This is a genomic window from Photobacterium chitinilyticum (assembly GCF_004104355.1).
GTDB classification, from domain to species: Bacteria; Pseudomonadota; Gammaproteobacteria; order Enterobacterales; family Vibrionaceae; genus Photobacterium; species Photobacterium chitinilyticum.
The window spans coordinates 198,033-211,789 of the sequence record NZ_RJLM01000007.1; the positions used below are offsets into that span (position 1 = coordinate 198,033).

Here is a 13,757-nt window from a genome sequence, read left to right on the forward strand (position 1 = left end):
CTGCTTTGGTCGATTTAGGCCAGGAATGCTTCTAGTTCTTCGCTGCCGCCGATGTGTTTGCCGCCGATGAATACCTGAGGCACGGTGCTGCGACCAGATACCGCACGCAGACTGACTGTCGTTGCATCTTGGCCTAGGATAACTTCTTCATATTGAAGACCTTTGTCGATAAGATTCTGCTTTGCTTTGGCACAGAACGGACAGCCAGGCTTGGTAAATACCGTGATTGACTCTTGTAGCTTGTGCTCTGGTGCAACGTACTTCAGCATCGTGTCGGCATCAGAAACTTTGAACGGGTCGCCCGGCTCTTCGTTTTCGATGAACATTTTCTCAACCACGCCGTTTTTCACCAGCATGCTGTAGCGCCATGAGCGAGGACCGAAACCAAGCTCCTCCTTGTCGACCAGCATGCCCATTCCTTTTGAGAACTCGCCGTTGCCATCCGGGATGAAGGTGATGTTTTCTGCTTCCTGATCTGCCTTCCAAGCGTTCATAACAAAGGTATCGTTGACTGATACACACAGGATGTCGTCGACACCGTGCTCGGCAAGTACAGATGCCAGCTCGTTGTAGCGAGGCAGGTGGCTTGAAGAACAGGTCGGGGTGAAGGCGCCCGGCAGGCTGAAGACCACAACTGTCTTGTTGGCAAACAGTTCGTTGGTTGTCAGGTCAACCCACTGATCGCCCTGGCGAGTGTGGAAAGTAACCTGCGGAACTGACTGGCCTTCTTTTGATGCGAACATAATAATTTCCTTAATAATTTATTTGTGTATAGCTGGTTATTTGTGTCTCAACCGGAGCTTACTCTTCACTGCTCCGTTTTGATGTGATGATTATGTCGCTTTTGACTTGATAGCTCTAATCGTTTGCTGCTATGGTTTTGATAGTTATATCCTATTAAAGGACATATTCGCCATGAACATCCGAGATCTTGAATATCTGGTCGCATTGTCTGAGCACAGGCATTTCCGAAAAGCCGCCGAAGCGTGTTTTGTCAGTCAGCCCACCTTGAGTGGACAAATTCGCAAACTGGAAGATGAACTGGGTGTATCGTTACTGGAACGAACCAGTCGGCGGGTTCTTTTTACCGATGCCGGTTTGAGTTTGGTTTCTCAGGCGCAAAAAATATTGCTAGAAGTTAAGGTGCTGACGGAGCTGGCAAGCCAACAGGGGGAGAGTATGGCCGGGCCGCTCCATATCGGTTTTATTCCGACGGTGGGCCCCTACCTATTGCCGCATATTATTCCACAGCTCAAGGCTGCTTTTCCGCAACTCGAGTTGTTTCTCCATGAGGCGCAGACTCATCAGTTAGTGCGACAACTGGAAGAGGGCAAGCTTGATTGTATTATCCTGGCTGCCGTCAAAGAGACTGAACATTTTATAGAGTTACCACTTTATAACGAACCAATGATACTTGCGGTTCCGGAGGAGCACCGCTGGGCTAAAATGGAAACATTGGACATGGATCAGCTGAATGGAGAAACCCTGCTGATGTTGGGCGACGGCCATTGCCTGCGGGATCAGGCTATGGGCTTTTGTTTTGCTTCCGGAGCGCATGAAGACGGAAGTTTCAAGGCCACCAGTCTCGAAACATTGCGTAATATGGTCGCAGCGGGGAGTGGGATCACTCTGTTGCCCCAGCTGGCAACGCCAAAGGAGCAGAGCCGGGACGGCGTGAGCTATATCAAGGCCTGTGATCCGGTACCAACACGGCTGATCACTCTGGCTTACCGACCCGGTTCACCATTACGGGCACGTTATGAAAAAATCGCCGAGCTGATCAACCAACATATTGATGTTCGTTTTAGTGCAGAATGGCTTTAGTGCTGATATCGGCAGATATAGAAAGAGCGCCGTTAGGGCGCTCTTTTTATTTTAGACACAGGTGTTTAGGCTAAGCCTCTAGGAGAAATGTCCGGGAGAGGGATCAGAATAGTTCGTCGGAACTGTCCGATTCGAAAATACCGTCAGATGCTCCTTCGCCAACTTGTTCGGTCGGTTCCGTTCCTTTCTCAAAGTACTCGAACATCGAGGTGTAATCGTTGCGGTTGCTGAGCTTGCCGGTATCGCGGTCAATACGGACTTTTACGATATCAGACGGAAGCTGCTTGCGTTGGACAGGTACATCTTCCAGGGCTTTGTCCATAAACGAAACCCAGGCTGGTTGCGCTGTTTTTGCACCGGCTTCGCCGCCTGAAATCTGCTTTTTACCCAAATTATTGTTCCAGGCCGATTTACCCAGTGCACGGCTGTGATTGTCAAAGCCGACCCAGGATGTTGCTACAATATTGGGGCCGAAACCTGAGTACCAAGCATCTTTCGAGCCGTTGGTGGTACCTGTTTTTCCGCCGATATCTCGTCGCTTTAGTACCTGGCCACGCCAGCCTGTGCCGTTCCAGCCACTGCCGTGACGCCAGTCACCGCCGCCCCAGATATTGCTTTCTAGCATCTCGCGGACAAGGAAGGCATTTTGCTCGGAAATAACCTGTGGCGCATACCTTGTTTGCTGCTGATCGCTTTCAATGGCGCTACCGGTATCACCCAGCTCCTGCTCGCTGATAGCGATATCGTTTAGGACTGCCCGGCTGGCTGCAATGTTATTACCGGCTTGTTGCTGCTCCCGCTGGCATTCGGTATTACAGACAACATTCGGGTTGGCCTGATAGATCAGATTGCCGTAAGGGTCTTCAACACGCTCAATAAAGTAGGGCTCGACATAATAGCCGCCGTTGGCAAAGACTGAGAAGCCTTGTGCCATTTCCAGTGGTGTCAGGCTGCCCGCACCGAGGGCAATCGCTTCTGCCCGTGGTAGATCTTCGCGTTTGAAGCCGAAGCGGGTCAGGTAGCTGATGGTTTCATCGAGTCCGACATTTTGGAGTACGCGTACGGCCATTACGTTTTTAGATTGTGCCAAGCCTAAGCGTAGACGTGTTGGTCCATTATAGGTCGGTGGTGAGTTTTTAGGGCGCCACGCTGTGCCCATGCTCTTGTCCCAACGATTGACCGGTGCGTCATTGACTAAGGTGGCCAGTGTCATGCCCTTTTCCAGTGCCGCCGAGTAAATAAACGGCTTGATACTGGAGCCAACCTGGCGGATGGACTGGGTCGCACGGTTAAATTTGCTGTGGATGAAGTTAAAACCGCCGACCATGGCCTTGACGGCACCGTTTTGTGGCGATACCGCAACAAATGCCGTATTGGCATCGGGTACCTGGCTCAGTACCCACTGTTGCTCCCTTTGCTGTATCCAAATTTGCTGGCCGGCAGCCAAAATATCTGCTGCTGCCTTAGGGGCTGGGCCTTGGCGGATGTCGGTAACAAACTTCCGAGCCCACTTCATTCCGCTCCATTCGATAGTGTGCTGCTCGCCTTCTTTGGTTATCACCTGGGCGGTTTGGCCGCTGACGGTCGTTACCACGGCGGCTTGCAGCTCACCGTAACTTGGCTGCTTTTTCAGGTGTTCGATGATTTTGTTAGAACCCCAGGCGGTTTGCTCGGATTTCCATAGCGTTGCTACCGCGCCCCTGAAACCATGGCGCTGATCGTAGTTAAGCAGGTTATTGACCGCAGCAGTCTGTGCCGCGTTCTGTAGCTTTGGATCAACGGTGGTGTAGATACGCATCCCGGAGGTATAGGCATCTTCACCATAACGTTCAACCATCCAGGCACGGGCGCGTTCTGCGAAATACGGAGCGTTGAGCTCGATTTCCGCACCGTGGTAACGCGCAACAATGGGTTCTGATCGAGCCTGATTCAGTTCTGCCTGAGTAACATAGCCTTCAGTAAACATTCGGCCCAACACTACGTTACGACGGGTTGTGGCGCGATCCAACGAATAAAGCGGATTCATCGTGGATGGTGCTTTCGGCAGGCCGGCAATTATGGCAATTTCGCTCAGGGTCAGTTGGCTGACTTCTTTGCCAAAATAGACTTGTGCAGCAGCACCGACGCCGTATGAACGATAACCCAGGTAAATTTTATTAAGGTAAAGCTCAAGGATTTCTTCTTTGCTCAGCAGTTGCTCGATATGAATAGCGATAAAAATTTCTTTGATTTTTCGCATCAGCTTCTTCTCGTTGGAGAGAAAGAAGTTTCGGGCAAGCTGCTGGGTAATCGTACTTGCACCCTGCTTGGCAGAGCCTGAGGTGGCGACGACAAAGGCGGCACGGGCTATGCCGATCGGGTCAATACCGGGGTGGTCGTAGTAACGGCTGTCTTCGGTCGCGATGATAGCATTAATCATTTGCGGTGGAATATCGTCGAGTGCCAGTGGGATACGTCGTTTCTCACCGAATTGTGATATCAGTTTTCCGTTGGTACTGAACACCTGCATAGGTGTTTGTAATTCAACGTTTTTTAGTGTTGCGACATCCGGGAGCTCTGGCTTTACATAAAGGTAAAAACCAAAGATTGTACCGACTCCAAGAATTATGCAAATCAATGCAAGGATAAGTAATCGCTTTATGAACTTCACTTGAGAATTCCTGTTACACCATCATTCGACCGTTCAATCTATTTCAACCAAGAGTATAAAGATAACTTAAATAAAATTAACGTTATAGGTTGGTGTTCGTTTGAAAAATAAATTGCTTTTCCGTTATCAGGGAGCATAGCACGGTATGTTTCGGAACCCACCAATAATTGGGATTGATATAGGCCATCATAGTGTCAAAGCGGTCGTGCTTAATCCAAAAAAAGGACAATTGGAATTATCTGCCTTTGCAGAAATTGTGTTGCCTTCTTCTGTTATAAACGATCAGCATAGCGTGAATACGCCTGCGTTGTTGTCAGCAGTACGTAAATTAAAAAAGAGTCTGCCGTTTAATGCAAAGACAGTGGCCCTTGCTTTGCCAGATAGTGCGGTTATTAGCAAAGTGATCCAGCTTGATACCAACCTCAGTGATGAAGAAGCTGAATTTGCCGTTAGCCAGGCACTCAGTGCTACCTCGCCGTTTCCTGTTGAAGAGCTACGCTTGGATTTTTTCCCTTTATCGTCGGATAACTTCATGGAAACGGCGACGACGGTGCCGTTTCAAGTCTTTGCTGCCCGGAGAGAGACGATTGATAGCCGGGTTAAAGCGTTGAAAAAAGCGGGCTTAAACCCGAGTGTAGTAGAACTACAGACTCACGCTTTATTGTGGCTAGCTGAGTACACGGCTGAGCGGGCCCAGGAGCATGAATTGTGGGGGCTCGTGGATATTGGCAAGCGATGTACCGAGTTCAGTGTCAAGCCGTCAGGTGGTGCGGCCTACCATCGAGAAATGGCTTTCGGAACTGAATTGATTAGTCGGCCAAGTGCTGGCGATGGCGTAATCCAGAAGATCTTTACCCCTGAACCTGAGCAGGCCGAGCTCTTTACCAAGCAGCTGGCCGATCATCTCAAACGTCAATTCCAGCTATATAACTCTACACACCCGCGCTCGCCGCTCAAAGGGGTTTGGTTGTGTGGCGGTGGTCAGTACGTGGTGTTCGAGGAGTTACTTGGTCGGTTACTGGGCCTTGAAGCGCGCTGGATCAATCCTTTTCGCTATTTTACCTGTAGCAAAAAGCTGGGCCAGATAGCCAGCGATAGTTATTACGGTCAATATGCTGTTGCGGCAGGACTGGCTATTCGGGGGGCCGCACAATGATAGCATCACTTAATTTGCTGCCTTGGCGAGAGGAAAAACGAAAACAGCATAAACAGCGTTTTTTTTCCATTCTGGGCGCTGTGGTGATCGTTGTCGCCGCAGTGCAATGGTTGCTGGTCAGTTATCTCGAGCAGCATCAGGTGTACCAACAGACTCGTAATCAGCAGTTGCAGCAAGAAATATCAACCCTTGAGCGCCAGCTCTCTTTCTTGCCCAAGCTGGATAGGCAGCGTGAAGCGCTCAACAAACGGCTTGGGGTGATTAGTGATATTCAGCAAGAACGAAACCAGCTAACTCTATTGCTGAGTCTGTTGCCTGGTATTGTGCCGCAGGGGGTCTACCTAGACAGTATCTCGATGAAATCCAATCGGATCTCCGTTAATGGTATTGGCGACTCGAATGGTCGCCTGGCGATTTTGCTGTCCAATGCCGAACAGTCTCCCTGGCTGAAAGATGTGGCCATGCATTCTATCGTCGCCACCAAAGGTGATAAAGCCCAGGACCAGACGAAATTTAAAGCCTCGTTTACTCTGGCAAAACGTCCTGAGCTGACATCTGAGGCTGGACATAACCGGCGAGGGGGCGCTAGTGAGTGACTGGCAAGATTTAGATCTGGATGAAATTACTGAATGGCCGCTGATGCCGCAATGTGCTGTTGCGTTTGTACTGGCGCTGGTGTTGGGGGGGCTTGGGTATTGGTACTGGCTGACTCCATTGCAGGAGGAGCTTGTAGCGTTAAAGCAAAAAGAGTCGGAACTTCGTAGCCTTGTCGGGGTACGGGCCAGTCAGGTCGCGGCTCTGCCGACTGTCAGGCTGCAGGTTAAAGAGCTGGAAAAGCGTTACCAATACGTGGTTGAACAATTGCCCGAGGAGAAAGAGCTGGCCAGCCTGCTGTCTGGCGTTAATGACATCGGGCTTAGGAATGGGCTTGAATTTCAACGAATAGAATGGGGGCCGACAATTAACAAGTCGCTGTACTATGAACTTCCTATCAATATCGCCCTAACCGGCCGCTATGAAAATATTGGCAAGTTTGCGGAATCGGTCGCCAGGCTATCACGAATTGTCACCCTTACCGATTTTGACTTGGTACTTGTAAGGCAGCAGCAGAATCAGGAAACCCTGTCGTTGAAAGTCTCTGCCAGTACCTATCGCTTTAAAGCGCCGCAGTAAGAGGTGGATAGTTTGAAAAGGATTTGTTTTGTTGTTTTCTTTACCTTGCTCGTAACGGGTTGTCAGGCAAATGAAGATTCGATTCAACAGTTTATTGAGTTAGCCCATAACCAGGCCCAGGCGGAGGTTGAACCCTTGCAGCAACAATATGTATTTGTTGCCGATGAATTTGCCATGACAAGTACCCGGGTTCCATTTGTACGCCCGCGGACGGAATTAATGGCTACTGGGCAAGAAACGGATAAGGCATGCTGGCAGCCGGACATGCAGCGGGTGCGGACGGCACTGGAAAGTATTCCTTTGGGACAGATAAGAATGAAGGGAGTGATCGGTGATAAGAATATGCTTTGGGCGATAATTTCTACCCCTGAAGGGAAGTTGGAAAAAATTCGAGATGGATATTACCTCGGTCCTAACCATGGAAAGGTTCGGCATGTTAGCCCGAGAAGTGTCGAGGTCGAAGAAGTTCTACCTGACGGTATGGGATGCTGGGTGAAAAGGCAGATCACATTACCATTAGCCTCCGTGGGTTCTGCAGTATAAAAAGGATGAAGTAAAAGATGAGAAGGAACTTCCCGTTACCCGCTATGGTGCAGGCTGTGTGTCTACTGGTTTTCTGGCTGGGTATGGCAGTGGTGGTTTTTCCGGCCGCAGCGGTTACGGTGGTAGATAACCAGATCACCCACATTGATTTCAGGCGGGATAAACAAGACCGGGGGATACTGAGTGTCGATCTGGCCAAAGCTCAGTCTTTGGTGGATATACGCAAGTCGGGCAGGCAGCTGTATATCGACATGGTTGGTACCGCGATCAGCAATGAGAGGGTGTATTTGCTGGATGTGACTGACTTTGCGACGGTGGTAGATTCCATCGAAACACTTCGCATCGAGAATGGAACTCGGCTGGTGCTCAATATGACGGGACGGTTTGCCTATGATTACGATCTGAAAGGTGTCCGCTTGAATGTTATGGTTGCAGATCGCCCTGATGAAGCCAAGGCAGGCCAGACTGGCGAGGTGAACTATAGCAGCAAACCGATTTCGATTAATTTCCAGGATATTCCTGTTCGCAACGTACTTCAGCTGATAGCTGAATATAATGACTTCAATCTCGTTGTTTCTGATAGTGTTCAGGGAAACGTGACATTGCGTCTGGATGATGTGCCGTGGCCCCAGGTGTTGGATATCATTTTGCAAGCGAAAGGGCTGGATAAACGGGTGCTGGGCTCAGTCGTACTGATTGCACCGAAACAAGAGCTGGTCCAGAGCGAGCAGCAGCTCCTTGAGGCTAAGCGGAAAGAGCAGGACCTGGCGTCCTTACGCTCGGAGATCATCCCGGTCAGTTATGCCAAAGCAACGGATCTTGCCGATTTGCTACAGGGCGCGGATAGTGGCAGCAGTATGCTTTCAAAACGTGGCTCCTTGCATGTTGATGATCGAACCAACTCATTGATTATTAATGATCTTGGTGGGCGTATCGACAGTATTAAGCATATTGTCTCCGCGCTGGATATTCCGGTCAAGCAGGTCCATATCGAAGCCAGAATTGTATCGGTGAATGAAGGTGATATCGATGAAATCGGGGTTCGGTGGGGCCTGCTGAGTAGCAGCGGAAGTCGTACAGTTGGCGGCTCGATTGAGAGCAACCTTGGCTCTGTAGGGCTGTTGGATAGCGAGGCGTCAGTGGATAATTTCCTTAATGTCAATTTGGCAGCAACTCAGACGGGAGCTTCCAGCATTGCCTTTCAGGTCGCCAAAATGGGCGATATATTGTTGGATCTCGAGCTTTCCGCCCTGCAATCAGAGGATAAACTGGAAATTATCTCCAGTCCTCGACTCGTCACTACCAACAAGCAAATGGCGTATATTGAGCAGGGAACTGAAATTCCCTACCTGGAATCGTCATCGAGCGGGGCTGTGTCTGTTGGGTTCAAGAAGGCTGTACTTAGCCTGATGGTGACGCCACAAATCACGCCGGACGATAAATTGGTGCTGGATTTGGTGGTAACCCAGGATAAACCCGGTAAGACAGTGTCGACAGGAACCGGAGAGGCCGTTGCGATTGATACCCAGCGAATTGGTACCCAGGTATTGGTTGAAAATGGTGAGACGGTGGTGCTGGGCGGGATCTATCAGCACGAAACAGATCATGCGGTAAGAAAAGTCCCTGTGCTGGGTGATTTGCCGATACTGGGCGCACTGTTTCGCCACAAATTGGAAAAGATGGCCAAGCGGGAATTACTGATTTTTGTCACACCGAAGATAGTAATGCAGTAATTAAGCGGCTTTCAGTGATTGTAGCTGCTCGGTATTGAGTTAGTTGCAATGAGGCTGCGTATAAACACTGTTAAGTTATAACTAACTGTGTTTATTGGTATATTTTGCTTGTTGAGTGCCGTTTTTCAGGAGGGAGCTTGCGTCGCTGACTGTCTCAAGGTTAATTAAATTGGTAATGAGGCACTCTAGCTATTGCCAAATGATATCGAGTCCTGAGATAATTTTCGGTCTTATCACGCATTAAATGTGAGGAAGTTGGCGCCTCGGGCTTATTTATAGATAGCCTGCGGGCGGTGTCGTTTTATTAACCGCGCGTAAAATTGCTAAAAATGGCTGAAAAACGAAATATTTTCCTGGTCGGCCCAATGGGTGCCGGCAAAAGTACTATTGGTAGACATCTTGCACAGCAGCTGCATATGGAATTCTTTGACTCTGATTCTGTCATTGAAGACCGTACTGGAGCCGATATCAGCTGGGTATTTGATGTTGAAGGTGAAGACGGTTTCCGTGTTCGCGAAGAGAACGTGATTGATGACCTGACCCAAGAGCAAGGGATCGTACTTGCGACAGGTGGTGGTTCCGTTCAAAGTAAAGAGAACCGCAACCGCCTGTCTGCTCGCGGCATTGTGGTTTATCTTGAAACTACCATAGAAAAACAACTAGCACGTACTCAGCGTGACAAGAAGCGTCCTCTGTTACAAACAGATGCGCCACGTGAAGTACTAGAGGCTCTGGCAGAGGAGCGTAACCCTATGTATGAAGAGGTTGCAGACTACGTAATTCGCACTGATGATCAGAGCGCTAAAGTAGTTGCCAATCAAATCATCAAGATGCTTGAAGAGCGTTAATTATAAAGAGAAGCTGACCATGGAACGGATCAACGTCAACCTAGGTGACAGAAGCTATCCAATATCAATCGGCGCCGAGTTATTTAATGACCCGGCGTTGTTTTCCTCTGCCATCAGTGCCGGTCGACGTGTTGTTGTGGTCAGCAATGAAACGGTGGCACCGCTATATGCCGAAACGGTAATGGCGACCATCCGTAAGCTGCAATGTGATGTTGCCTTGCTTTCACTGCCTGACGGTGAGCAATACAAAACCCTTGAGACATTTAACCAGATCATGACGTTTTTGCTGGAAGGCAATTACGGTCGTGATGTGGTTATTGTTGCGCTCGGTGGTGGCGTTATTGGTGATGTCGTGGGGTTTGCTGCTGCGAGCTATCAACGAGGTGTTGATTTTATCCAGGTACCAACAACTTTGTTGTCCCAGGTGGACTCTTCTGTTGGTGGCAAAACAGCTGTAAACCATCCGCTTGGCAAGAATATGGTTGGGGCATTCTACCAACCTAAAGCGGTTGTGGTGGATAACCAATGCTTGAAAACACTGCCAGACCGTGAGTTTGCAGCCGGTATGGCTGAAGTGATCAAGTACGGTATTATTGCCGACAATGATTTCTTTGTTTGGTTAGAACAAAATCTCGAAAAGTTACAGGCATTGGATAATGATGCCCTGTGCTATGCAATCGGGCGTTGCTGCCAGCTCAAAGCGGACGTAGTCGCTGCGGATGAGAAAGAATCTGGTGTGCGGGCGTTGCTGAATCTAGGCCATACCTTTGGCCACGCAATTGAAGCTGAGATGGGATATGGAAACTGGCTGCACGGTGAGGCTGTGTCGGCGGGGACTGTACAAGCGGCGCAAACTGCCTATCTGCATGGTTTGTTATCATTAGATGATGTTCAGCGTGTTACCCGTTTGCTTGAGCGGGCTAACTTACCTGTCAAAGCTCCAGCATCGATGGATTTTGATTGTTATATGAAGCACATGATGCGGGATAAAAAAGTATTGTCAGGTCAGCTAAGGCTGGTATTACCGACGTCTATCGGTAGTGCTGCAGTCGTGGCTGATGTGCCTCACGATATTCTGCGTCGTGTGATCAACCCTTAAAGTTGTGAACTACCATGACTCGTGACACCTCAGTCGCAACGTTGGATCTGGATAGTCAGGTCCAACTCCTTTCCCGTATTCAGTTTTTAACCCGTTTTAGTTCTAACCTGATCCAGGTAACCGGCCGTGAAGGGGCTGGAAAAACCTGGTTGGCGCAGCGCTACCTGGAGCAATGGGCGGATAATAGCAACCAAACGCTATTGCTTTGTCATCGGGCACAGACCGACAGCCAGCACCGCTCGATCATACTCAAGCAGCTTGTTGCCCAGCCGGTGTTTAATGAGCAGGATCCTCTGCAACAGAGCGTTGAACATATGTTGGGGGGAGGCTCTGCCAACCTGCTGCTGGTTATTGATGACGCGCACTTGCTCAGTGCCACGCTGATTGCCGAACTATGGGCTCTGGTACAAAAGGCACAGACAGTGCATGGCTGGCAAATTAACGTGTTGCTCTTTAGCCAGTCGGGGCGGCTTGATAAGTACCTGAGCCAGGTTTCCCATGGTCAGGGGGCGGCGCCGCTTGAGCTGGAAATTACAGATTTTGGTGAACAAGAAGTACAAACGTTTGTCGAAGTGATATTCGGCAGTGATCAGCTGGATGCTAACGGAAGGCGCTCTCTGCGAGAGAAAGCCGGGGCGGCCCCACCGACACCGGGGGCGCTGATGCAATTAGAACATACGGAGCAGACAAATATGGCCAGTTCGCGGTCTCGTAAATTATCACCGATGGCATTGCTTGCTGTCTTACTTGTTGCTGCCGCCGCCGGATTGGTCTTTTTGTTTTTTCCTGCCAGCGAACCAGAAACGGTTACCGTTCAGGATGATAGTTTGCAGCAGGTTAGCGATGATCGCCAGGAGCTAACCCTGTCGACCGGACGTGTTGACGAAAATATGGAAGAGCTTTTGCCTCCGCCAGAAATAGAACAAGCGACGCCATCGCTCGGGGTGACGGTGACAGATACGGCTGATGATGACTCTCACCGCCTGCCGCCGGAAATATCTCTGGAGGGGCTGACAGTCGGTCGTAGTGACGATAGTCAGCGGGTCGTCGTGCCATCAGATGTGGTGGACGCGATGATATCGGAACAGGAGCTGGGAGGCAGTGGAGAGCTGGCTGTCGCTGAAACTATTCAGCCAGTGGCAACTGTCGCACAGAGCAACTCTGAACGATCGCCTGTTGCTGGTGATCCTACCCCAGAGACGACGACATCAGTGCCCGAGGGGCAAGCGGAAGCTTCACGGAAAAATGAAAATCTTGGGGCGGCGTTGAAAGCAGTTGATAAGCGTCATTATGCGTTGCAGCTAGCCGCGCTTAAATCCCTGTCGGCCGCCAACAACTTCATAGCTGAATACCAGATCGACCAGATAGCGACTATTTACGAAACCCGTCGTAATGGTGAGCCGTGGTTTATTGTCATTAGTGGTGATTATCCTAATATCGTCGCGGCTCGCAGAGCTGAAACTAAGCTGCCGGAAAGACTGCAGGTTGTTCAGCCATGGGTGAAATCCTATGCACAAATTCATCGTGAAATTGAGCGGGTGAAATAATCACAACAGTTAGTAGATATTTACGTGAATTGGTATCAGACTCGGTGTGAAATAAGGTACAATCCGCCACCTTTCGTGACAATATCGGTTTTTGTGGTGGTTAGCTGAATGAAAAAGCATCGTGCATTCCTTAAGTGGGCTGGAGGCAAGTATTCTCTGGTCGAGGAAATCGAGCGCCATCTGCCACCCGCGCGTAAATTGGTCGAGCCTTTTGTCGGGGCTGGATCTGTTTTTCTCAATACCGACTTTGAGCAATACCTGCTGGCTGATATCAATCCGGACTTGATCAATCTTTATAACCTGCTTAAAGAGAATCCTGAGCAGTATATTAAAGATGTTAGAGCCCTGTTCACGCCTGAGTACAACCAGAAAGGGGCGTACTTGGAAATCCGTGAGGCCTTTAACAAGACCAACGATCCATACCTTCGTTCTCTGTATTTCTTGTACATGAATAGACATGGTTTTAATGGACTTTGCCGCTATAACAAAAAAGGTGGCTTCAATGTTCCGTTTGGCTCTTATAAGAAACCTTATTTCCCAGAAGACGAAATGTATTTCTTTGCCGAAAAAGCCAAACGTGCCACCTTTGTTTGTGAGGGCTATCACCAGACGTTTTCCCGAGCCCGTAAAGGGTGTGTGATTTACTGTGATCCGCCTTATGCGCCATTGTCGACCACGGCGAACTTTACCTCTTATGCGGGAAATGGATTTAGCCTTGATGATCAGGCTGCCCTGGCTGATGTGGCAGAAAAGGCTGCAACAGAGCGTGAGATCCCGGTGCTGATATCTAATCACGATACGACCTTGACCCGACGTCTTTACCACGGTGCTGATTTATCCGTGGTGAAAGTGAAGCGTACGATCAGCCGCAATGGCAGCGGACGCAACAAAGTCGATGAGCTGTTGGCGCTGTTTAAGTCACCGTCAGCTTAGCGTCCATGGGTTGCTGTGACTATCAAAGTGATGGCAACAAGCAAACCGATAAATAAAAGTATCCCGACAATACCAGCGACAATGAAGGGCCACGGCGTTCGCTGGTTGAAATCATGCTGGCGATTGCGTTCTGACTGTACTCCGAACAATGCTGCGGCGATGCTCAGAGCAAGGCTGCCTTGCCTGTCTCTAGAACGTTTTTTGGCACCAACGTTTTGTTTTTCCATTCCTACCTCCATCATGTTCTACAA

13 protein-coding genes are annotated in these 13,757 nt (G+C 49.6%); 10 read left to right on the forward strand and 3 right to left on the reverse strand.

Translation table 11 applies throughout. The features are described from left to right. Window positions 1-14: 14 nt before the first annotated feature. Window positions 15-743, reverse strand: coding sequence for a glutathione peroxidase (locus EDI28_RS17350; protein ID WP_128785146.1), 729 nt, complete (start codon window positions 741-743; stop codon window positions 15-17). A 172-nt stretch (window positions 744-915) separates the two neighbouring features. On the opposite strand from EDI28_RS17350, the gene oxyR reads away from it, so the two are divergent. Continuing rightward, the gene (gene oxyR, locus EDI28_RS17355; protein ID WP_128785147.1) at window positions 916-1,824 is read left to right on the forward strand and encodes a DNA-binding transcriptional regulator OxyR; all 909 of its coding nucleotides are present in this window, start codon (window positions 916-918) and stop codon (window positions 1,822-1,824) included. Window positions 1,825-1,927: 103 nt separating this feature from the next. Here oxyR and EDI28_RS17360 read toward each other — a convergent pair whose 3' ends face one another. Then, complete coding sequence (locus tag EDI28_RS17360; RefSeq protein WP_128785148.1) at window positions 1,928-4,474, reverse strand: penicillin-binding protein 1A; 2,547 nt, start codon at window positions 4,472-4,474, stop codon at window positions 1,928-1,930. A 145-nt stretch (window positions 4,475-4,619) separates the two neighbouring features. Between EDI28_RS17360 and pilM the strand changes: the two genes are divergently transcribed. The 9 genes from pilM to EDI28_RS17405 all read left to right on the forward strand — a co-directional run bounded on the left by pilM (window position 4,620) and on the right by EDI28_RS17405 (window position 13,506). After that, window positions 4,620-5,630 carry a type IV pilus biogenesis protein PilM gene (pilM, locus tag EDI28_RS17365; RefSeq protein ID WP_128785149.1) on the forward strand — a complete coding sequence of 337 codons (1,011 nt, stop codon included), beginning with the start codon at window positions 4,620-4,622 and terminating at the stop codon, window positions 5,628-5,630. After that, window positions 5,627-6,226 (forward strand): PilN domain-containing protein, encoded by a 600-nt coding sequence (locus EDI28_RS17370; RefSeq protein ID WP_128785150.1) that lies wholly within the window; start codon window positions 5,627-5,629, stop codon window positions 6,224-6,226. Before pilM ends, EDI28_RS17370 begins: the two co-directional genes overlap by 4 nt. Further along, window positions 6,219-6,803 (forward strand): type IV pilus inner membrane component PilO, encoded by a 585-nt coding sequence (locus EDI28_RS17375; protein ID WP_128785151.1) that lies wholly within the window; start codon window positions 6,219-6,221, stop codon window positions 6,801-6,803. Before EDI28_RS17370 ends, EDI28_RS17375 begins: the two co-directional genes overlap by 8 nt. A 3-nt stretch (window positions 6,804-6,806) precedes the next feature. Continuing rightward, window positions 6,807-7,346 (forward strand): pilus assembly protein PilP, encoded by a 540-nt coding sequence (locus tag EDI28_RS17380; protein ID WP_438942808.1) that lies wholly within the window; start codon window positions 6,807-6,809, stop codon window positions 7,344-7,346. Window positions 7,347-7,363: 17 nt separating this feature from the next. Then, window positions 7,364-9,079 carry a type IV pilus secretin PilQ gene (locus tag EDI28_RS17385; RefSeq protein ID WP_128785153.1) on the forward strand — a complete coding sequence of 572 codons (1,716 nt, stop codon included), beginning with the start codon at window positions 7,364-7,366 and terminating at the stop codon, window positions 9,077-9,079. 329 nt (window positions 9,080-9,408) lie between these two features. Continuing rightward, a complete protein-coding gene (gene aroK, locus EDI28_RS17390) occupies window positions 9,409-9,927 on the forward strand; it encodes a shikimate kinase AroK (RefSeq protein ID WP_128785154.1) in 519 nt (172 codons plus the stop codon). A 19-nt stretch (window positions 9,928-9,946) separates the two neighbouring features. Next, complete coding sequence (aroB, locus tag EDI28_RS17395) at window positions 9,947-11,026, forward strand: 3-dehydroquinate synthase (protein ID WP_128785155.1); 1,080 nt, start codon at window positions 9,947-9,949, stop codon at window positions 11,024-11,026. 14 nt (window positions 11,027-11,040) lie between these two features. Continuing rightward, the gene (locus EDI28_RS17400; protein WP_128785156.1) at window positions 11,041-12,573 is read left to right on the forward strand and encodes an SPOR domain-containing protein; all 1,533 of its coding nucleotides are present in this window, start codon (window positions 11,041-11,043) and stop codon (window positions 12,571-12,573) included. A 108-nt stretch (window positions 12,574-12,681) separates the two neighbouring features. Continuing rightward, a complete protein-coding gene (locus EDI28_RS17405) occupies window positions 12,682-13,506 on the forward strand; it encodes a Dam family site-specific DNA-(adenine-N6)-methyltransferase (RefSeq protein ID WP_128785157.1) in 825 nt (274 codons plus the stop codon). On the opposite strand, the gene EDI28_RS17410 is transcribed toward EDI28_RS17405, so the two are convergent. Then, window positions 13,503-13,733: a DUF2970 domain-containing protein gene (locus EDI28_RS17410; protein WP_128785158.1), complete on the reverse strand. Its 231-nt coding sequence runs from the start codon at window positions 13,731-13,733 to the stop codon at window positions 13,503-13,505. The two genes, EDI28_RS17405 and EDI28_RS17410, sit on opposite strands and share 4 nt — an antisense overlap. Between the last annotated feature and the right edge of the window lie 24 nt (window positions 13,734-13,757).

Coding starts and splice junctions, on each gene's coding strand:
- EDI28_RS17400 (WP_128785156.1), top strand. CDS start 11,041: ATGACTCGTGACACCTCAGTCGCAACGTTGGATCTGGATAGTCAGGTC.
- aroB (WP_128785155.1), top strand. CDS start 9,947: ATGGAACGGATCAACGTCAACCTAGGTGACAGAAGCTATCCAATATCA.
- aroK (WP_128785154.1), top strand. CDS start 9,409: ATGGCTGAAAAACGAAATATTTTCCTGGTCGGCCCAATGGGTGCCGGC.
- EDI28_RS17405 (WP_128785157.1), top strand. CDS start 12,682: ATGAAAAAGCATCGTGCATTCCTTAAGTGGGCTGGAGGCAAGTATTCT.
- EDI28_RS17350 (WP_128785146.1), bottom strand. CDS start 743: ATGTTCGCATCAAAAGAAGGCCAGTCAGTTCCGCAGGTTACTTTCCAC.
- EDI28_RS17410 (WP_128785158.1), bottom strand. CDS start 13,733: ATGGAAAAACAAAACGTTGGTGCCAAAAAACGTTCTAGAGACAGGCAA.
- EDI28_RS17370 (WP_128785150.1), top strand. CDS start 5,627: ATGATAGCATCACTTAATTTGCTGCCTTGGCGAGAGGAAAAACGAAAA.
- EDI28_RS17385 (WP_128785153.1), top strand. CDS start 7,364: ATGAGAAGGAACTTCCCGTTACCCGCTATGGTGCAGGCTGTGTGTCTA.
- pilM (WP_128785149.1), top strand. CDS start 4,620: ATGTTTCGGAACCCACCAATAATTGGGATTGATATAGGCCATCATAGT.
- oxyR (WP_128785147.1), top strand. CDS start 916: ATGAACATCCGAGATCTTGAATATCTGGTCGCATTGTCTGAGCACAGG.